Source organism: Microcystis sp. M31BS1 (assembly GCF_020245285.1).
Taxonomy (GTDB): Bacteria; Cyanobacteriota; Cyanobacteriia; order Cyanobacteriales; family Microcystaceae; genus Microcystis; species Microcystis panniformis.
Map to the genome: position 1 here is coordinate 1 of NZ_JADBVE010000191.1, position 19,492 is coordinate 19,492.

General features: G+C 43.6%; 19 protein-coding genes. 8 read left to right on the forward strand and 11 right to left on the reverse strand.

Going from position 1 to position 19,492, the window contains the following annotated elements; translation table 11 throughout:
• Positions 1 to 189 precede the first annotated feature (189 nt).
• The 3 genes from IM509_RS11005 to IM509_RS11015 all read right to left on the reverse strand — a co-directional run bounded on the left by IM509_RS11005 (position 190) and on the right by IM509_RS11015 (position 2,802).
• Positions 190 to 1,524, reverse strand: a complete 1,335-nt coding sequence (locus IM509_RS11005) for an MlaD family protein (protein ID WP_052275800.1) — start codon at positions 1,522 to 1,524, stop codon at positions 190 to 192.
• A gap of 46 nt (positions 1,525 to 1,570) precedes the next feature.
• Entirely contained in the window at positions 1,571 to 2,353 is a 783-nt protein-coding gene (locus IM509_RS11010) for an ABC transporter ATP-binding protein (RefSeq protein WP_002771405.1), read from the reverse strand.
• Between the two features lie 323 nt (positions 2,354 to 2,676).
• Complete coding sequence (locus tag IM509_RS11015; protein WP_284526008.1) at positions 2,677 to 2,802, reverse strand: hypothetical protein; 126 nt, start codon at positions 2,800 to 2,802, stop codon at positions 2,677 to 2,679.
• A 31-nt stretch (positions 2,803 to 2,833) separates the two neighbouring features.
• On the opposite strand from IM509_RS11015, the gene IM509_RS11020 reads away from it, so the two are divergent.
• Positions 2,834 to 5,404, forward strand: a complete 2,571-nt coding sequence (locus IM509_RS11020) for a TIGR03960 family B12-binding radical SAM protein (RefSeq protein WP_185237756.1) — start codon at positions 2,834 to 2,836, stop codon at positions 5,402 to 5,404.
• Between the two features lie 236 nt (positions 5,405 to 5,640).
• On the opposite strand, the gene IM509_RS11025 is transcribed toward IM509_RS11020, so the two are convergent.
• A complete protein-coding gene (locus IM509_RS11025; RefSeq protein WP_052275797.1) occupies positions 5,641 to 6,177 on the reverse strand; it encodes a hypothetical protein in 537 nt (178 codons plus the stop codon).
• 96 nt (positions 6,178 to 6,273) lie between these two features.
• Entirely contained in the window at positions 6,274 to 7,488 is a 1,215-nt protein-coding gene (locus IM509_RS11030; protein ID WP_185237755.1) for a type II secretion system F family protein, read from the reverse strand.
• On the opposite strand from IM509_RS11030, the gene IM509_RS11035 reads away from it, so the two are divergent.
• Positions 7,468 to 7,680: a hypothetical protein gene (locus IM509_RS11035; RefSeq protein ID WP_287716931.1), complete on the forward strand. Its 213-nt coding sequence runs from the start codon at positions 7,468 to 7,470 to the stop codon at positions 7,678 to 7,680. The genes IM509_RS11030 and IM509_RS11035 overlap by 21 nt on opposite strands.
• Here IM509_RS11035 and IM509_RS11040 read toward each other — a convergent pair.
• Together IM509_RS11040 and IM509_RS11045 are read right to left on the reverse strand one after the other, a co-directional pair.
• Positions 7,630 to 8,730 carry a type IV pilus twitching motility protein PilT gene (locus IM509_RS11040; RefSeq protein WP_052275796.1) on the reverse strand — a complete coding sequence of 367 codons (1,101 nt, stop codon included), beginning with the start codon at positions 8,728 to 8,730 and terminating at the stop codon, positions 7,630 to 7,632. The genes IM509_RS11035 and IM509_RS11040 overlap by 51 nt on opposite strands.
• Positions 8,731 to 8,868: 138 nt before the next feature.
• Positions 8,869 to 10,884 carry a GspE/PulE family protein gene (locus IM509_RS11045; protein WP_052275795.1) on the reverse strand — a complete coding sequence of 672 codons (2,016 nt, stop codon included), beginning with the start codon at positions 10,882 to 10,884 and terminating at the stop codon, positions 8,869 to 8,871.
• Positions 10,885 to 11,124: 240 nt separating this feature from the next.
• Here IM509_RS11045 and grpE point away from each other — a divergent pair, with 240 nt between their 5' ends.
• Positions 11,125 to 11,847, forward strand: a complete 723-nt coding sequence (gene grpE, locus IM509_RS11050) for a nucleotide exchange factor GrpE (protein ID WP_185237378.1) — start codon at positions 11,125 to 11,127, stop codon at positions 11,845 to 11,847.
• Between the two features lie 94 nt (positions 11,848 to 11,941).
• Here the strand turns inward: grpE and IM509_RS11055 are convergent, their stop codons facing one another.
• The gene (locus IM509_RS11055; protein ID WP_185237377.1) at positions 11,942 to 12,583 is read right to left on the reverse strand and encodes an HAD-IA family hydrolase; all 642 of its coding nucleotides are present in this window, start codon (positions 12,581 to 12,583) and stop codon (positions 11,942 to 11,944) included.
• A 65-nt stretch (positions 12,584 to 12,648) separates the two neighbouring features.
• Positions 12,649 to 14,637: an amylo-alpha-1,6-glucosidase gene (locus tag IM509_RS11060; protein WP_185237376.1), complete on the reverse strand. Its 1,989-nt coding sequence runs from the start codon at positions 14,635 to 14,637 to the stop codon at positions 12,649 to 12,651.
• A gap of 90 nt (positions 14,638 to 14,727) precedes the next feature.
• Between IM509_RS11060 and rpmH the strand changes: the two genes are divergently transcribed.
• From rpmH to IM509_RS11085, 5 genes are all read left to right on the forward strand, one after another.
• Positions 14,728 to 14,865, forward strand: coding sequence for a 50S ribosomal protein L34 (gene rpmH / locus IM509_RS11065; protein WP_002739276.1), 138 nt, complete (start codon positions 14,728 to 14,730; stop codon positions 14,863 to 14,865).
• 26 nt (positions 14,866 to 14,891) lie between these two features.
• Positions 14,892 to 15,254, forward strand: a complete 363-nt coding sequence (gene rnpA / locus IM509_RS11070) for a ribonuclease P protein component (RefSeq protein WP_185237375.1) — start codon at positions 14,892 to 14,894, stop codon at positions 15,252 to 15,254.
• Positions 15,244 to 15,639 carry a PH domain-containing protein gene (locus tag IM509_RS11075; RefSeq protein ID WP_002738951.1) on the forward strand — a complete coding sequence of 132 codons (396 nt, stop codon included), beginning with the start codon at positions 15,244 to 15,246 and terminating at the stop codon, positions 15,637 to 15,639. Before rnpA ends, IM509_RS11075 begins: the two co-directional genes overlap by 11 nt.
• 84 nt (positions 15,640 to 15,723) lie before the next feature.
• Complete coding sequence (gene yidC / locus IM509_RS11080) at positions 15,724 to 16,872, forward strand: membrane protein insertase YidC (RefSeq protein WP_185237374.1); 1,149 nt, start codon at positions 15,724 to 15,726, stop codon at positions 16,870 to 16,872.
• The gene (locus IM509_RS11085) at positions 16,872 to 17,366 is read left to right on the forward strand and encodes a Jag family protein (RefSeq protein ID WP_185237373.1); all 495 of its coding nucleotides are present in this window, start codon (positions 16,872 to 16,874) and stop codon (positions 17,364 to 17,366) included. Before yidC ends, IM509_RS11085 begins: the two co-directional genes overlap by 1 nt.
• A gap of 225 nt (positions 17,367 to 17,591) precedes the next feature.
• Here the strand turns inward: IM509_RS11085 and IM509_RS11090 are convergent, their stop codons facing one another.
• Both IM509_RS11090 and IM509_RS11095 read right to left on the reverse strand, forming a co-directional pair.
• Positions 17,592 to 17,801 carry a hypothetical protein gene (locus IM509_RS11090; protein WP_002752080.1) on the reverse strand — a complete coding sequence of 70 codons (210 nt, stop codon included), beginning with the start codon at positions 17,799 to 17,801 and terminating at the stop codon, positions 17,592 to 17,594.
• 11 nt (positions 17,802 to 17,812) lie between these two features.
• Positions 17,813 to 19,492, reverse strand: a complete 1,680-nt coding sequence (locus IM509_RS11095) for a glycosyltransferase family 39 protein (RefSeq protein WP_185237372.1) — start codon at positions 19,490 to 19,492, stop codon at positions 17,813 to 17,815.

Below are 19,492 nucleotides of genomic sequence, written 5' to 3' on the forward strand. Positions count from 1 at the left end.
CCCTTATAGAGAAAGGCATTTAGCGATTTTTGTCAATTGTTTTTGCTCTAGAGCGAACTAATCAATTAAGTCTCTTGCCAGATAAGGATTTAGTCGATTTATGCCCCCCTATCGAACCATAACAAGTAACGAAGAGCCTCATTTCACTGATTACTGTTCACTGCAAATAGCTTGAATTGTGCTGTTTTGTCATTTTTCACTGGTGGGGGGTTGTTGAACGATAAATTGGGGATAGAGTTGCATTTGCTTAGGATTTAAAGAAGGTCGAGAGATAGTCAAAACTTTTTGTTTAGCTAACTCTTGAGTCATGGTATCTAAAGTTTGAGCGATACGCAAATTATATTCTAATTGTTCCCCAGAAGAAAGCAGATTACTTAAGCCATCAATTAAACGTCTTAAATTCTCGCGAAATTGGGGATCACCGATTAAATCATCAATATCGGAGGTGATTTTTTGAGTATTTTCAAAAGTCACCCGAGCAGATTCGAGAGTTTTTTGCAACACGACAATTGTAGCAGGATCGTTAATAGTTTTAGTAATTTCTCGTAAATTATTCGATGTTTCCACCGCATTATTCAAAATCGTCTCGATATTTTGCATGACTTGTTTAGTATCAATTTCATCTAAACCAGCATTCAACCTCAGGGCGGTATTATTGAGATTATTAGCGAGACTACCAATACCTAAACTAGCTTGATTAATATTATCGAGAGTATTAACAATTTGTCCCCGATTTTCGCTGAGAACACCATTAAGATTAGCGACTAATTGGGAAGATTGTTGAAAAGTTCTGCTGATTTGACTGCGATTTTCCTGAACCGTACTATCTAAAGTATTGATAAAACGCGAGGCATTATTAGCCGTATTAGTCACCGAGCGACTGGTGGCGGCTAATTCCAAAGATAGACGAGAAATTTCTCTTTGGGCATTACGGATAGTTTGGGAGGTATCATCGGATAAACGGGCGATTTTTTGGGCCGCTATAGCGGTATTTTTGGTGACATCATTGAGATTACCCACAAATTCAGGACTGGTAAAAGTATCCACTAAACGACCAACACTAGACATTAATTGTGTTCCTGTTGTCCCCTGTAAACGACTATTATTACAGAGAATTAACTCTTGATCACAGTCGGGACCCAGAGGGTCGAGATTTTTGGCCTCAGCACTTAAAGAAACTAAGGGAGTGATATCGATGGCTGCCTCCCCAATTAATCCAGAAAGATTGGTAGTAACAGTTACCTTCCTAGGCATAACTAAAGTAGCAGAAGCAATCTCGGCAATAACTTCCACTTGATTACTCCCCGGGATAAAACTCGTAATTCTTCCCACTCTCACCCCGCGAAAACGTACCGGCGCCCCGACTTGTAACCCTTCCACGTCAGCAAACTCGAAGATTAATTGATAGGTTCTTTGACCAAATCCTCCCCCGCGAACCCAGATAGCGAGCGCCCCAAAGACCAATAATCCGCCTAGGGCAAACAAACCTAGTCTTCCTTCCCGTAAAGCTCGCGAACTCTGCATGATTTTTCTCTCATTCTCGATAGTTCTTAATTTAGCTTAATCTAGCTTAAACGATTGTCCTAATCGGACCTTCAATGCTGGCACTAAAAAATTGCCGAATCATGGGATGATCGGTACGATCGATATCTGCCACTAATCCCTGCCATTGCACTTTTCCCTGATAGAGAAATACTACTCGATCAGCGGTGCGTCGGATGGTACTTTGTTGGTGAGAAACCATTACATAAGTGTTCGCAGACCCCGATTTTTCATGGAGAGTCCGCACTAGATCCTCGATAATTGTGGAAGCTATCGGGTCTAATCCCGCGGTAGGTTCATCATATAGCAATAATTCGGGATTATCGGCCTGATTATCGGGATTAGTGATAATAGCGCGGGCAAAAGCCACCCGTTTACGCATTCCCCCCGATAGTTCCGAGGGATAAAGGTCACTAATTCCCTGTAAACCGACCATTTCTAGGCTTTCTTCCACTAATTCCCTAATTCTGGCTTTTTTTAAATTAGTTTGTTCATAAAGATAAAAACCGACATTTTCCCCGACGGTGAGAGAATCAAACAGGGCCGTTTGTTGAAAAACTAAGGAAGTTCGCATCGCTTCCCGACCATCTTCTAGCAATCCCTGACGCAATTGACCTTTAATACGAATTTCTCCCGCATTTATCCCCGTTAATCCCGCAATTACTCGTAAAACCGTCGATTTTCCCGTTCCCGACGGTCCGATAATTACCAGGGCCTCCCCTCGATAAATGGTTAAATCTAAACCTTCGAGAATAACGTTATCCCCGAATCTTTTCGATACTCCTCTCAATTCAATTAACGGTTCTTTCATCGTCGCTTAATTATCTTATAACCTCTGGAATTTTAGGGAGATGGGGAAGTGGGAAGTATTTTCAGTGAACAGTAAACAGTAATCAGTCAACAGTAATCAGTGAACTGAAAACTGATAACTGATAACTGATAACTCAGGGTAAGCGCATCTTAACAATCCTTGACAAAATGAACTTTATATGAGTTGCTTACCCAGAGAGCGATTCAGGCATATTTGAGGAGAATTGGCCATCTCAATTGTTAAGCAAAAATCGACCAAATGTGAAGATTTCGTAACTATTCTGATTGACTGGTATCACCTGAAATGCCCACACAGCAAGCGGATCACAAAATTGGCCAATTGTCAATAGCTTTTGAGATGCTCTCACCCTGACTGATAACTGATAACTGATAACTGATAACTGATAACTGATAACTGACTCGATTCTGGCTGCTATAGTAGAAAAGCACCCATTGCTGACGATATCTGAGGTAGATTGCCGTGACTATTGCTTTAGACCAACTGCTCACCCCCGACATTTTTCGACCGGCGCGTTATTTGGGCAACGAGTTAGGTGCTAAACATAAAGAATGGGCAAGTGCTGTGGTTCGTTGGGTGTTAACCTATCCGGAAGTGTACGAAGTGGGGGCATCTAACCTCGGCCATATTATCCTCTACAATATCCTCAATGCTCAACCCCGCCAACTCTGCGATCGCACTTATTTACCCGCACCGGATTTAGCCCAAAAACTCAAACAGACAAAAACCCCCCTATTTGCCCTAGAATCCCGTCGTTGCCTCACCGATTTTGATATTCTGGGTTTTAGTCTCAGTTATGAGCTAGGAGCCACCAATATTTTAGAAATGCTCGACCTAGCGGCAATTCCCTTGACTTGGAGAGCAAGAGACTCAGGTAACTATCCGCTAATTTTTGCCGGGGGACAAACTGCCACCTCTAACCCCGAACCCTACGCCGACTTTTTTGATTTTATCGCCCTCGGTGATGGCGAAGAATTATTGCCAGAAATCGGTTTAATTTTAGAAGAAGGTAAACTAGCTAATCTAAGCAAAGAAGAACTATTACTAGATTTAGCCCAAATTCCGGGGGTATATGTCCCCCGTTTCTACGATGTCACCCCAATCGGTGCAGTTATCCCCAATCGTGACGATGTACCGCAAAGAATTTTACGCCGGGTAGCTACTCCTATCCCAGCCTATTCTATCGGTTTAGTTCCCTTCGTGGAAACGGTTCACGATCGCCTGGTGGTGGAAATTCGTCGCGGTTGCACTCGGGGATGTCGTTTTTGTCAACCGGGGATGTTAACCCGTCCTGCGCGGGATGTGCAACCAGAAGCAGTCATCGAATCGATTGAAAAAGGAATGCGAGCGACGGGATATAATGAATTTTCCTTATTATCTCTCAGTTGCTCCGATTATCTAGCTTTACCTGCCGTGGGTATGGAGATTAAAAACCGTCTCCAGAATGAGAATATATCTCTATCCTTACCCAGTCAAAGAGTCGATCGCTTTGACGAAAATATTGCTAACATAATTGGGGGCAATCGTCAATCGGGTTTAACCTTTGCACCGGAAGCGGGAACCCAACGGATGCGCGATGTGATTAACAAAGGGTTAACCAACGAAGAACTACTCAGAGGGATAAAAACTGCCGTCGAACAGGGTTGGGATAAGGTCAAACTCTATTTTATGATCGGTTTGCCAGGGGAAACCGATGTGGATGTCATCGGTATTGCGGAAACGGTGCGTTGGTTGCGTCGGGAATGTCGTTTACCGAAGCGGAAACCCCTCGATTTTACCATAACTATCTCGAATTTTACCCCTAAACCCCATACCCCCTTCCAGTGGCATTCCGTCTCAACGGCCGAATTTATCCGCAAACAGGAGTTATTAAGACAGGAATTCCAAGGCATGAGAGGGGTAAAAGTCAATTATACCGATGTCCGCATCTCGGCCATGGAAGATTTTATCGGTCGCGGTGACAGAAGTTTAGGGAAAGTGGTGCTGTGCGCTTGGCAATTGGGAGCCGGGATGGATGCTTGGTGGGATAATACGGAAAAAGCCTATCAAGCATGGTCACAGGCGATCAAAGAATCCGGTTTAACTTGGAAATATCGTCAGGTAGAACAGGGAGAATGGAATATTTTTGCCGATACAGACAAAGATATTTTAGAGCGTCCTTTGCCCTGGGATCATCTGGATACCGGTATCGATAAAAAATGGCTAGAGGAGGACTTAAAACGCGCCCTAGACGCGGCAACGGTTCCCGATTGTTCTTTTGAGGGTTGTTCCCATTGTGGCGTTTGTAGCGTCGATTTTGGCCATAATATCGTTATTGAAGCGCCTCCGATTCCCGCTTTTGCCGGACATTTTCAACCCAATCAAGAACGCGCCCAAAGAATTCGGGTTTGGTTTGGCAAAATTGGCGAAATGGCCCTAGTTAGCCACTTGGATCTGGTGCGTTTATTTGATCGCGTCGTCCGTCGGGCTGCTATTCCCATTTCCTTTACCGGTGGATTTCACCCCGGTCCGCGCATTTCGATCGCAAATGCCTTATCCTTGGGAGCAACCAGTAGCGGTGAGATTGTCGATTTTGAATTGACAAAAGTGATGGATTTAGAGAGGTTTAAACAGCAATTAAGCGCACAATTGCCCGCAGATTTACCAGTTTATCAGGTGGAAGAAATTCCCTTAAATGCCCCTGCTGCCACCCGTTTGTTAGAAAAAGCCGAGTATTTGCTCACTTTTAATAGCGAGGGAATTGACTGTCAACAGTGGCAAAATTGGCTCGAGGCAATTAAGCAAGCAACGGTGATGGAACGGGAAAAAACCACCAAATCCGGCAAAAAAGTCACGATTAATCTGCGAGAACAATTATATGAATTAGAGTTAAAAACTGTTGACAATCAAGCCGTTTTGTGCTATGTGGGCAGTTGTCGCAATGATGGCACTTTACTGCAGCCCGATCATATCGTCGAGATGTTAGAAAGGGTTTCTGGCCAAGAACTTTCGCTGCTGAATTTTCATCGTCAGCGCTTGATTTTAGGGGCTTAACCATCGTCAACTGTTCCCTTTATACTAAACTAAGTAGTCGTGCAAAATTAATTTCCTAGTCGAGACTCCGAGACAGGAGACTCCGAGACAGGAGACTCCGAGACGGGAGACTCCGAGACAGCTATTAGGGATCGGATTTGAGTTTTCAGTTCACTGTTTACTGATCACAGCAGAATTCTGACGGAGTAGTGGCTTAGATGTGTAATTAATTGTGCTTAGATACTTAAGAGAGTCAGCTAATCTTGATCGACTAATTCTAAGGAATCATCAATCAAAGCTGGCCGATAATTTTGAACAACCATCGGTAAAAAAGCCCCTCTTAAACCCTTTTTTATTCTCTCGGCCGTTTGATCAAAAACCACAAATAAAGGATGAATTTTTTCTGCACCTTCACTAAACATATGTTGTTCTCTGGGGGGCATTAACCATTCATATTCTTTATCTAAACAGATTTGGGTTTCGCGCCAGCGTTTCAACAAATCAGAGAAATCTTCCCCCGGACGATGGATAAAAATCAGGATTTCTGAACCTAATTTAATTTTCCATTCCGGATCACACATCAGAATAGCCAAATCACAGGCTAATTGTACCGTCTTTCTAGATTCAAGGCCAGAAGGTGGACGAATTCTGACCAAGGGCAAGGGAATAGTAATTAAACTCTCTTCAGGACGACGCAGACTAGGAATTAACTCTAAATAGGGGCGATATTGTCGCAATAATTCGATCGCCCCTTCACGACAGCTGTATTCCGCTAATAAAGTTTCGTAAGACACAGATTCACCTAATCAAATAAAGGGAGATGAAAATTAAAATTTTTCTGATTTCAAGCTACCGACGACTAACTGATAACGGAAATGACTCCTCTAAACTTATCCCAAGGCATCGAAGATTTTAAACATGGGCAAGTACATAGACAAAAGAATAATTCCCACCATCCCCGCAACACCAATCATCATCAAGGGTTCAATGATACTGGTTAAAGCTTTAATGGCCTGTTCCACCTCATCTTCGTAGAAATCCGCCACTTTCATCATCATGGCATCTAATTCTCCCGTTTCCTCCCCAATACTAATCATTTGAATTGCCAAAGCTGGGAAAACATTGGCTTTTTGTAGGGCCAAACTCATCATTCCCCCCTGCTGAATTTCCGCCTTGGCACCAGCGATCGCATTGGCAATTACCTGATTACCCACCGTATTACAAACGATGTCGAGGGAACTTAAAATTGGGACACCAGAACGCGTCAGAGTCCCAAAAACCCGGCAAAATCTAGCCACAGCCGACTTTTCATTCAAATCACCAAAAAGAGGCATTTTAAGGAAAAAATGGTCAATTTGCAGACGACCCATCGGGGTTTTGTAATAGCGACGCAGTAAAAAAACCGTGGCAACAATGGTGACAATCGGAATTAAAATCAACCAACTACGCATCACACCACTTAAAAAGAGCATAAATTGCGTTAAAGCCGGTAGTTCCACCTTTAAATCGGTGAAAATTTTCGCAAAGACGGGAATTAAAAAGATCGTCATCCCGAAAAACACAACTACCGCCAAAATTCCCACCGCTACTGGATAAGTCATCGCTGATTTAATCTGGTTTTTCAAGCGGGCCATATCTTCCAAAAGTTTCGAGAGACGGTTCAGCACTTCATCGAGTACCCCCCCCGTCTCTCCAGCTTCGATCATACTGACATAAAGTTGATCAAAACATTCGGGATGTTTGGCCATCGCTTCCGATAACGGACTCCCTTGCTGTACCTCAGCACTAATCGCTTGTAGGGCTTTTTTCATCTTGGGATTACCGCATTGATCCCCCAAAACTCCCAAACATCTCACAATCGCCACACCAGCATTAATCATTACCGAAAATTGACGGGAAAAAACCGCTTTATCTTTGATGGAAATGCTGGCAAACATCAACTGTAAACCGGAAAGATCGATCTCTCCCCCCACTTTTTTGACTTTACCGACGGCGGCATATTTCGCCTTCAGCATCGTCCGGGCCTGTTCGGGAGACATAGCTTCAACTTTCTCTTGGAAAACTTTTCCAGAGCCGCTTTTAACTTGTGCGACAAAAGTAGGCATAGAACAAATCAGTTATCAGTTATCAGTTATCAGTTATCAGTTATCAGTTATCAGTTATCAGTTATCAGTTATCAGTTCACTGTTTACTGTTTACAGCAAAAAACTTCCCACTCTCCTATACCTTTTAAACAGGATTTAGGATTAAATCCGGGCTTTAGCGTTAGTGCTGGCCCCGGCGATAAGACGTTGTAATTCATCGGGTTTACCGCTTTTAGAAATGGCCTCTTCCAAAGAGACAACACCCCTAACAACTAAATTAGCTAATCCCTGTTCCATGGTTTGCATTCCTAACTTCATTCCCGTTTGAATTGCTGAGTAGATTTGGGGGGCTTTTCCTTCCCGAATTAGGTTAGCGATCGCTGGAGTTACCACCAGGATTTCCTGTACCATTGCCCGGCCAAATTCCCCCGGTTTAGGATTTTTTTTCTTGACTAGGTTTTGACTAAAAACTGCTAGTAAAGAATTGGATAACATGGCGCGAATTTGTGCCTGTTGGTTAGCTGGAAAAACGTCAATGATCCGATCCACTGTTCCCGCTGCTGAGTTGGTGTGCAGGGTTCCGAAGACTAAGTGACCGGTTTCTGCCGCCGTGATTGCCAAACTAATTGTTTCTAAATCCCGCATTTCTCCCACAAGGATAATATCAGGATCTTCCCGTAAAGATGCTCTTAAAGCGTTAGCAAAACTCTTGGTATCTTCTCCTTTTTGTCGTTGGTGAAACAGACTTTTTATATTAGTAAAAACGTATTCAATTGGGTCTTCTACAGTTAAAATATGTTCAGACCTAGTCCGATTAATTAAGTCTAAAATTGCCGCTAAAGTGGTAGTTTTACCCGAACCTGTTTGGCCAGTTACGAGAATTAATCCCCGCGGTCTTTCCGATAACTCCCGTACTACTCTAGGTAAATTTAATTGTTCAAAGTTAGGAATTTTAGAGGACAAAGCCCGTAAACAAGCTGCATAAGCCCCCCTTTCTTTATAAACATTGACCCTAAATCTTGCTAATCCTTTCACCCCGTAGGAACAGTCTAATTCCCAATTCTGCTCTAACTCTTTTCTTTGAGTATTATTGAGCATACTAAAAATCAATTTCTGACAATCTTGCGGGGTTAAAGATTCTTCATTAATCGGGGCGAGTTTGCCACTAATGCGAAAATAGACTGGCGCCCCAGACTGAATGTGCATATCAGAACCGCCCATCTCGACCAATTGTTGCATTAAATCTTCGATCATTAATTCCATAAGTTAAACCCCATCTTTAAGGTAAAATCAGTGAACAGTAACCAGTGAAAAGACATTGGGAAAGTGCTATTTAAGACTACTCACTTAATACTCCTTACTTAAAACTCAAATCTCATAACTGATAACTGAAAAACTGTCTTAATCACTAAATCGCGGTGTCATACAATAGGGACAATCGAGCCATTCTGGTTGTAGTTCGGCGCGACAACCACGACAGATTAAACCGCTTTTCCGTTTGGCTTTTAGTTCCGCTTCCAGACCGGAATCGGTAAATGTCACCCGTTCCACTTCTTCGAGGGTGGTGTAACCCTCGCGCACCAGATTTAAACTATAGGCTAGGAGTGTCACCATGCCCTCATCGACGGCCGTCTCCTTAATGCGATCAGTGGTTGCCCCTTGGTTAATTAACTGCTGTAGTCGTTCACTATTCTGCATTACCTCATAGACACCAATGCGACCTTTATAACCGCTGCCGCTACACTTAAGGCAGAGATTGCCCTGTTTTCGCGCCTGTTGAATTTCCTCAAGGGTGAGGGTATTAGCCTTATAAAAGGTCACTTCCCGTTCATTGGCGGCGGAAAGACCAAAACGGGCTAATTCCTCTTGACTGGGGTGATAGGCGACTCGACACTGGCTACAGACGCGCCGCACGAGACGCTGGGCCAAGACTCCCAAGAGAGAACCAGAAATCATAAACGGTTCAACCCCCATCTCATCGAGACGAGCGATCGCACCTGCGGCATCGTTGGTGTGTAGGGTAGTTAGGACCAAGTGACCAGTTAAGGCCGCCTCGATCGCTGTTTTGGCTGTTTCCTTGTCCCTAGTTTCTCCCACCAGAATCACATCCGGGTCTTGTCGCATGAATGCCCGCAGAATCGAGGCGAAATCCATGCCTTTTTCGCGAATTACCTGCACCTGGGTGATGCCCGGTAGAGAATATTCGATCGGATCTTCGGCCGTACTAATATTGACCCCGGGGTGATTTCTTTCGGCTAACACCGAGTATAAAGTGGTGGATTTCCCCGAACCGGTCGGGCCTGTCACCAGCAACAGACCAAAGGGACGACTGGCCATGTCTCGGACGATTTGCAGGGTCTTTTGGTCGGTGATTAGTTTATCTAAACCCAACTGGGTAGCCGAGTTATCGAGAATCCGTAAACAGACTTTTTCCCCGTAGCGACTGGGCAGGGTATTAACCCGAAAATCCACTTTCCGCCCTTGATACATCCGCCGAATTTTACCATCTTGGGGAAGACGACGTTCGGCGATATCGAGCTCGGCCATGATTTTAAGACGGGCTGTCACCGCCGGGGTAATTCTTTTCGGCAGTGGATCAAAAGCTTGATGAAGAACTCCATCTTTGCGAAAGCGAATTTTCAGGAATTCTTCTTGGGGTTCGATGTGAATATCGGAAGTCCCTTCCTGTAGGGCTTTAGCTATAATTTTATTGACGAGGTTGATGACGGGAGCTTGATTAGCTTCCCCTTCTCCGAGATCATCGGCCACTTCATCGTTAGCCGCACCAGAGGCCACCTCAATATTGCTGACAATACCAGTGAGATCCGAGAGTTTTTCTAGTTCTTTTTCTTTTTGCAGTCGGGCTTTTTCCTGTTCTAATTCCGATTGAGCCGAGTGGAATTTTTCCAGTAATCTTTCATAATCTTCGCTAGTAATCACCAAACGCTGTAAACCTAACTCCCTGGGGCGGAGAATACGATTAATATCGTCGGAAGCCTCGAGGTTGTCGGGATCGACCATGGCTATCAAAATCGCAGCCGGCTCTCCTTCGATCTTTCGCAGGGGGATGAGACGATAGCGACGACAAAGATCGATCGGAATCAAAGAATCGATCAATCGGGCTATTTCCAGTCCATCCACATCGCTTAATTCGGGGTCGATCGATTCGACTCCGTAGAGAATTTTTAATTCAAATAACTGATTTTTCTTGTACTGTCGCTGCAAATCCGGGGGCAAAGGGCGCCCAGTTAGTTGTTGTAATATTTCTACTAGCGATCGTCCCGATTTCCGTGTTTCCACCAGGGCCTGTTGCATTTGGTCGGCACCGATATATCCCGACTGCACCAACTTGTTACCAAAAGGGGAAAAGTAATTGCGTAGGGCAACGGCACGGGTTTTCTTGGAAGAAAATGTCATAGACGATTCTTAACCTCTCCACTACCCTTAAATGTTCCCAATTTTACTGGTAAAATTGCATTCTAGCAAAAATTTTTCCAGATCACCGATTATCTATCGGGGTCGCTTATATCCAGTTACGCATCTTGTCCACAAAATGTTACATTAAGGGTTAAACCTTGATTATTAGCTGGTACTTAAAGACCAAAATTAGCAGTAAATGGTCATATATTGCCAAATTACCCAATAAAATTGTCTACTATGAGTGCAGAACCAAATACCTCAGTAATTTTCGACGAAAACCAAGAATCCTTTCCTAATTACCCCGAATCCCTGACCACCGAATCGGAAGCCAGTGTCACCGATGAAGCCAAAACTGTGACGGATCAGGCCGCCTCTAGCGAGGAATTTTCCTTTCTAGGCGGAATGACTATCGATACTCTACAAGAGGAAATCGACACTCTCAAACAGCAGTTAGAGGAGCAAACCCAACAGGTTGATGCCTACAAGAAACGCTATATCACTCTAGCGGCCGAGTTCGACAATTTTCGCAAACGCACAGCCAAGGAAAAAGAGGAACTGGAAACAAAAATCAAGGGCAAAACCCTGATGGAAATTCTTGGCGTGGTGGATAATTTTGAGCGCGCCCGTACTCAAATTAAACCGGCTAATGATGGCGAGACGGGTATTCACAAGAGTTACCAAGGAGTCTATAAAACCTTAGTGGACAGTCTCAAGCGTTTAGGCGTTTCCCCTATGCGTCCAGAGGGTCAACCCTTTGATCCCACCTACCACGAAGCGATGATGCGGGAGTACACCGATGAACATCCCGAAGGCACGGTAGTCGAGCAGCTAGTGCGAGGATACACTCTCGGAGAAGATGTTTTGCGTCATGCTTTGGTAAAAGTGGCCGCCCCCAAAGAGACAGATCCTAACGCTGCTCAGTCAGAATCTACTTCCATTCCATCCCAGGAATCCCTCTAACACCTCCACATCAAAAAGTGTTTAGGTATTTGGGAAGAGGGGATATGTGTTTCCTCCCTATCCCCTCTTCCCACCGAAAGACTTTTTCTTGCTTTTATCTTTTAATTAAAAACGCTTCTATACCCAAGGCTTTTGCCCCTTGATAGTCCTCTTTTTTACTATCGCCAATATGCCAAGCTTGTGCGGGGGTACAATCATGTTTTTGCAGGGCAATTTGAAAAATTTCCGGATCGGGTTTGGCTGCTCCTGTCTGGGAAGAAATCGTGATCGATCGAAAAAAATATTCTAAGCCTAATTCGGCCAAAACTTGGTAGATACGACTGTCAAAATTAGAAATAATGCCCAACTCGATCCCCTGAATCTGCCAGAGTCTTAAAGCGGGAATGACATCCTCGTACAGCAGCCAAGGCTCGCCCGTGGCAAAATGATGATAAAGTTCGCCAAAAAAAGCCTCAAAATCGGGAAATCTTTCCAGATAACCTAATTTATTAAAAACTGCCCCAGTCAGCGATCGCCACCAGCGATACTCTAACTCGGGAATTTGTGCCAGTTCAACCTCAGGAAAAGCTAGGGGGGGAGCAGTGGGGAAAATAGCCAAGAAAGATTGTTCTAGACTCTCGGCCGCCACCTCTACCCCAAAATCCGCCGCTATTTGACTATAAATTGCTCCGACACTGCCTTTTACTCCAAAAAGAGTCCCCACAGCATCGAGAAAAATAACTTGCGGTTTCTGCATGAGAGTTTTGTTTATAACGGTCGAACTGAGGTTTTTAGGGTCGGCCCTTTAGGGGTCTAACACACCTAACAATTGATCATTTTAAAGGATTCTGGCGAAAATTCTTCGATCGCTTGCCAAACCCTTAATACCTCTGCCACTGTCCATGCTTGGGCAAAAGCTCCCCTAGGGGTAAAAGGGGCATTACCATCGAAAATTTCGCTTAAATTACCGATACAGCTATCCTGAAGATGGTCGATCATCGGTGTTAAAAAACTCTCGGCTAGGATAGGATCGCGATAGACTTTTAGATGGGCTTCGATAAATGCCCCTAATAACCATCCCCAGACTGTCCCTTGATGGTAGGCACTGTCTCTTTTTAAGCGATCGCCACTGTAAACGCCACGGTAATCGGGATGATCGGCATCAAGCGATCGCAAACCGCGAGAAGTTAACAATTTTAAAGCACAAATATCGACAATGGCCTTTTTCTGTGGGGAATTTAATAACTCCTCCACCGACAAGGACACGGCAAAAAGTTGATTCGGTCGTAAACTGGCATCATTACCCTTGTCCGTATCCAAAACATCATAACAATACCCCAGAGAATCGTCCCAAAAGCGAGAAAACCCTTGTAAGGTCATTTTTCTCATTTTTTCGTAATCAGTGGCATCTATGCCCAAATAATGGGCAAATTGAACCATAATTTTTAGGGCATTGAACCAAAGAGCATTAATTTCTACGGGTTTGCCGATGCGGGGAGTAATCACCCGATCATCAACTTTGGCATCCATCCAAGTCAATTGTACTCCCGCTTCGCCGGCATAGATCAAACCATCGTCATCTAGGTGAATATTGTAGCGAGTGCCGCGACGAAACCAAGCGATCACTTCCGTTAAAGCGGGATAAATAGTTCTGAGAAACTCAATATCTTGGCTTTGGTTAAAATAGCAACGAATGGCTTCAAAATACCAAAGAATAGCATCGACAGCGTTATATTCGGGGATTTCTCCGCCATCGGGTAGCAAATTCGGCAATAAACCCCGGTCTAGATAACGGGAAAAAGTTAGTAAAATCTGACGGGCGATCGCAGGTCGGCCTGTAGTCAAAGTTAACCCTCTCAGGGAGATCATCGTATCGCGACCCCAATCACCAAACCAAGGATAACCTGCGATTATCGTTTTGCCGTCCGGTTGATCCCGGAGAGGACGACTAACGATAAACTGGTCGGCAGCGAGGGTAAGTTGTTGAATCCATGGTGGCTGCTGGGGATTAATCAGACTACTCTCGTAGCGATAGCGAGACTCTAGAGAAGATTGACCGTCTAAACTGGGATCGGGACGGGTACTAGCGGCAATTGTCACCGATTCTCCCACTTTAAGAGTAGCCGAAAAACTGGCGGCATGGAGATGATTTTCTCGATCGATTAAACCACGATAACGTTCCACGGCCAAATCAAAGCGATAATACCAGATATGAGCGGGAAAAACCTGTCCCTGACTGATTAATAGATAAAAAGGTACAGCATTGTCATAGGCAATCACTCTGACTCCTTTTTCCAGGGGACTAATAGCCATTTGCCAGTTAAAACCCTGGGTATTGCCGTGAAAATCACGATAATTGACAAAAGCAGTGAGATTCAGGGTTAGGGGAGAATTGCCGCGAAGGTAGGTATAGCGGGTATAGGTGGTATTTTCTCCCTGTTCCATCCAGATACGCTTTTCTAGTAAGGCATCCCCACAGATAAAAGTCCAGACGGGAATTGTCCCTTCCAGATGAAAACTTTCGATATTAATATAGCCTTGCGGTTCGATCGTAGCACCTAACCAGCGATTGCTGGCCAGATGATAAATTTTCTGGTTATATTGTACCGATTCATCGATTTTAGTCACAAGAAGCGTTCTTTGGGTCGGTGGAGCCAAAGCAGCGATCAAGAGGCCATGATAACAGCGAGTCAGCAATCCGGCCACGGTTCCCGCAGCAAAACCACCAATACCATTAGTGACTAACCATTCGCACTTTTCAGCGCTAGGGAGATAATTACAGATATCCCGACCGAAACGGAGCTTGACCATGAGCTTCCCAATTCCTAGTAATTTTGTTATAATCAAAAATTGTGTCTTTATATCTATAGACTAACTCTATCTTAAGGAGGAAAATCGGCAGTGAGTAAACGTACTTTAGAAGGAACCACGCGCAAACAGAAGCGCACTTCCGGATTTAGAGCGAGAATGCGTAGCGTCAACGGACGCAAAGTAATTAAAGCTCGTCGGAAAAGAGGGCGCTATCGTTTAAGTGTTTAGGTTATTCTGGGAACCGACTAATTTTCGTGGGATTACCCCAAGTTCATCGCTTAAAACATCGACAGGATTTTCAAGCTGTCTATGGAAAAGGGAGGCGTTATCACGGTTCCCACTTAACCTTAATTAGTTTAGAGGATTCTTGCCCAGATACCCCCGAACCGAGTCGTTTTGGTATCTCGATTAGCAAGAAAGTTAGTAAAAAAGCGGTGGTTCGTAATCGACTAAAAAGGCAAATACGAGCGGTAATTCGGGAGTTATTGCCAGAAATAGCGACAGGATGGCGAGGGATAATCATTATCCGTCCCGAGGCGATCGAGTGCAATTATGAACATTTTTTGCGAGAATTAAAGCAGTTGTTAGTGAAGGCGAATATAATTCATGGGCATTAAAGAAGAAACTTTTTATGAAGGCGGTCCGCACATCGGCGACCTAATCATCAATATACTGCTAGGATTCACAGTGATTTGTTTACCTTTAACCGTTGGGGCAGTGGTGCGGGCAATCTGGTTAAGATATAAGATAACCGATCGGCGGATTTCAATCACCGGGGGGTGGATGGGACGCGATCGCACAGATATTATCTATTCAGAAGTGGCAAAAGTGGCAAAAATGCCGAGAGGAATTGGTCTTTGGGGGGATATTGTCGTAACTCTCAAGGATAGAAGTCGTTTAGAAATGCGCGCGATGCCGAAATTCCGGGAAATTCATGACTACATTGCCGAAAGAGTCGCCGATAAAACCGGTCGTCCCCTAGAATCGATCATCAGTCAATAAAACAAAATAATCGATCGCCGAGATTCGATAAATTAGATTTGTCAAAGTGAACCCCTATTAAACGAGAAGGCATAGATTAAAGCCATGGATTTTGGAGTCGGATTTATTTCCACAAATATCATGTTGCCAATCCTAGATTTTTTCTTTCGGATTGTGCATAGTTACGGTTTCGCCATCATTGCTTTAACGCTGGTGGTGAGATTTGCCGTCTTTCCCCTCAGCGCCGGCCAGATTCGCAATATGAGAAAAATGCGAATCACTCAACCCTTGATGAAGGAAAGACAAGCAGAAATTCAACAACGCTACAAAAACGACCCCCAAAAACAACAGGAGGAAATGGGCAAATTAATGCAGGAGTTGGGCAATCCCTTGGCCGGTTGTTTACCCCTGTTATTACAAATGCCGATTCTTTTGGCTTTATTTGCGACGCTGCGGGGTTCCCCCTTCTCGGATATTAACTATACTGTCGATTTACAAGTGCTGCCGAGCGAACAAATCGCCCTCGTGCAGCGCCAACCCTATGGCACCAAACCCCAAAACGTTTATATTGACGAGTCTCTCCACTATCCCATCACCGCTTTTTTACCCCAAGGCAATAAAATCGCCCCGGGAGAACAGGTAAAAATCGACCTGCAAAACGACCAGGGCAAGTCTTTAAGCCAATTAGCCACGGAAGCACCCGAAAATAACCTAAAACCCAGCTACGAGGTGGTTAAAGGTCAAGAACTGGTGCAAGTTAATGAAGACGGTTCCATCGTCGCTTTAGCCCCCGGAGATGCCAGTATTAAAGTTATCGTGCCGGGGATTGCCGCTAATACGGGTTTTCTCTTTATTGAGGCCCTGGGAAGAATTGGGGCAACCGGTGCCAATGGTGAAATTCACTGGGATATTTTGGCGATGGTGATCGCTTTCGGTATTAGTATCTATGTTAACCAAGAGTTATCCGGCGCCGGTGCGCCTTCGGGGGGAGCAGCCCAACAACAGCAAACGGTGAATAAAATCACCCCGATAATTTTTAGTATGATGTTCCTGTTTTTCCCCTTACCGGCGGGGGTATTGATGTATATCTTAACCGCGAACATCTTCCAAACTATTCAAACGGTGATTTTGATGCGGGAACCGTTACCAGAAAACCTGCAAAAATTGGTAGCGGAACAGGAAAAAACGGAAAAAACCCGCGATGCTCTCCCCTTTGAAAAACGTTCTAGCAAGAAAAAGGAAAAAACATCGTAATGAGTATATGGGAGCAAAATAGCGAGAACGCTAAACAATGGCTGGAAAAACTGCTAAAGTTGATGGCCATGTCCGCAGATGTCCAGATTGGAGTGCAGGAATTGGGAACTGGACCTTCCTCCTGTTGGTTAATTATTGATAGCAGTCAATTGAGTCCCCAACAAGTGGAACTTCTCCTCGCTAACAAGGGTGAGGGACTGGATGCGATTCAATCCCTAGCTAATACGATTCTGAATATTGGTGTCGAGGCGGCAGAACATCAATTCTATATTGTCGAAATCAATGGCTATCGTCAACAAAGACAGTCAGAACTTTTCGACTGGGTTAATCAAGCGGCGACGCAAGTGCGGCAAACAGGACAGGAAATAGAATTAAAAGCCCTATCTTCGGCGGAACGTCGCCAAATCCATGCCTTTTTTCAGGAAGAAAACGATTTAACCACGGAAAGTCGCGGCGTGGAACCCGATCGCCGGTTAGTAATTCGTTTAAAATAAAACCAAAGGGTGGGGTAAAACCTGCCCTCTTTTTTATTTTAGGCAGATATCTCCTGTCTCGGAGTTTCTTCACCTAACGGAAGATTTTTGATTGTTGCAGGAGAGTTAAGTAGGGAGGCACAATTATTTGTAGGATGGGTTAGCGGTAGCGTAAACTATGCGCGCGTTGGGTTTCATGCTTCAACCCAACCTACGTTCATCTTATATTTAATTCCACCCACCCACTTAATAACTTAACTTCAGAGCATTTACAGGTACATCATCCCAAGATTCTACGGTTCTTAAAACTGCCACCCACCCCGCTTGTTTTTGTTCGTCCGTAAGATTGGTTAACCAACTTTGATGACAATCTTTTGCCGCTTGTTCGTCTTGACAGGCAATACAAGCTTGTACTAAACCACAGGGATCAATCTGTTCATTTACCCAAATAATCATAGTTAATAGCCCTACTTAACTTCACTATTATAATCCATCGATCGCCCACAGAGAAACTTTTGATATTGATAACCTGTTACATAATTGGAGGATAACTCTGAGAGTTGACAGTCCGATAAATCTATTGAAGAATGGAAATTAATTAACCATAATTCAAAAGGGGGGGAAGATGACAGATTAAAATTTGGCTTTTGTTCTGGGTTAACTAAGAGAAACTTAGGGGTTTTATCGGGAAATCTTTGGTTAAATTCCCAAGCAATTCCCATCATTTCTCCCACCTGCACTAAACTCCTATAGCTAGTGGCAATTACTAACGGATAACGGCTATTATTTTCGATAGTAGTAACTAATTTATCTGGCCGATAATACTTACGATAGCCTAAATTACAAGTCACACTTAGGGAACTAACTAAAGCCATGATAAGGACAATAATTACTATTCTTTTCTGCTTCCTTTGCCAACAATTATCTAATAAAATTGCTAGAATTAAAATTACCGAGGGAAAGTAAACAAAACTATATCTAGCTCCCCGGGTAATATCGATCGAGAGGAGATAAGTGATGACAAAGAAAATAGCAATTGAATTGAGAAAAAATGCCGATAGAATGCCTAATTCTGGTTTATAGGAGTCTAGCCATGCTGTTTTTAATTGTGGGATAATCCAGAGAAAAAAACCGATCATTATTGCCCCAGAAATCAAGATAATTATTAAAGATTCTGATTCAACGGGGAGCAGGGAAAGCATAGTAATTAATGTTCCCAGCAATTGAAAAAAGGGGCTAATTACTGCTAAAAAACTATCATTGTCTCTCTGAATCCAACCGGTCATCTGATTGCCATAATCTTTGGGGACAAAGGTGATAAACCAAATAATAATAAAGCTCAAGTTACCTAAAAAAACTAAACTTAAACGCCACCAATTAGTTATCCAAAAGTTTTTTTGTTTGATTTGATTGGATAAAATCCATAATAAAGTTATTGCCTCTGCGAGGATAGTTAAACTAAAAAAATAGTGGACTAATAACCCTAGACAGTTGACAATTAACCAGAAAAAAACCAAAGTAGGGGATATTCTCTGACGGTGGATAATTTTGCTGCTTGCCCTCAGAAAACAGCCTAAAGATATGAGGACAAATACAACCGCTAAAGTATAATGGCGCGCTTCTTGGGAGATAAAAACTGCGTAGGGAGAAACCGCCATTAAAATCGCCGCCAGAAAAGCGATCGAGCCGGATTTAAAGACCAATTTACTGATAAAATAAATTAGAGGAATCGAAATAACTCCCCAAAATACCGCCAGCGATCGCATTCCTTCTAAAGATACATATTCTCCCCGATCAAAGAATAATTTATTCCAGAGATAGGCGAAAATAAAATATAAAGGTGGATGATTGTCCTCCTGAATAACTAATTTAATTACATCGGCAATAGTTGCCTGATGGTTGCTCTGGAGAGGTGCTAATAAGGTGTCTAGGGAAATTATTTGATTTAACGGCACTATCTGGTAATTATTGCCAATACTAAAAACCATAGTGGCAAATTCATCCGTCCAGGGAGGTTTGCTTGTTAATTGTGTTAACCTAATAACCAGTCCCAAAATTATTACTAATCCTAACCAGCAAAAATCAGACCAAGCTAACCGCTCCTTGCTTCTTTGTTGTAGATCAGAAATGACTGTAGATAAATTCAA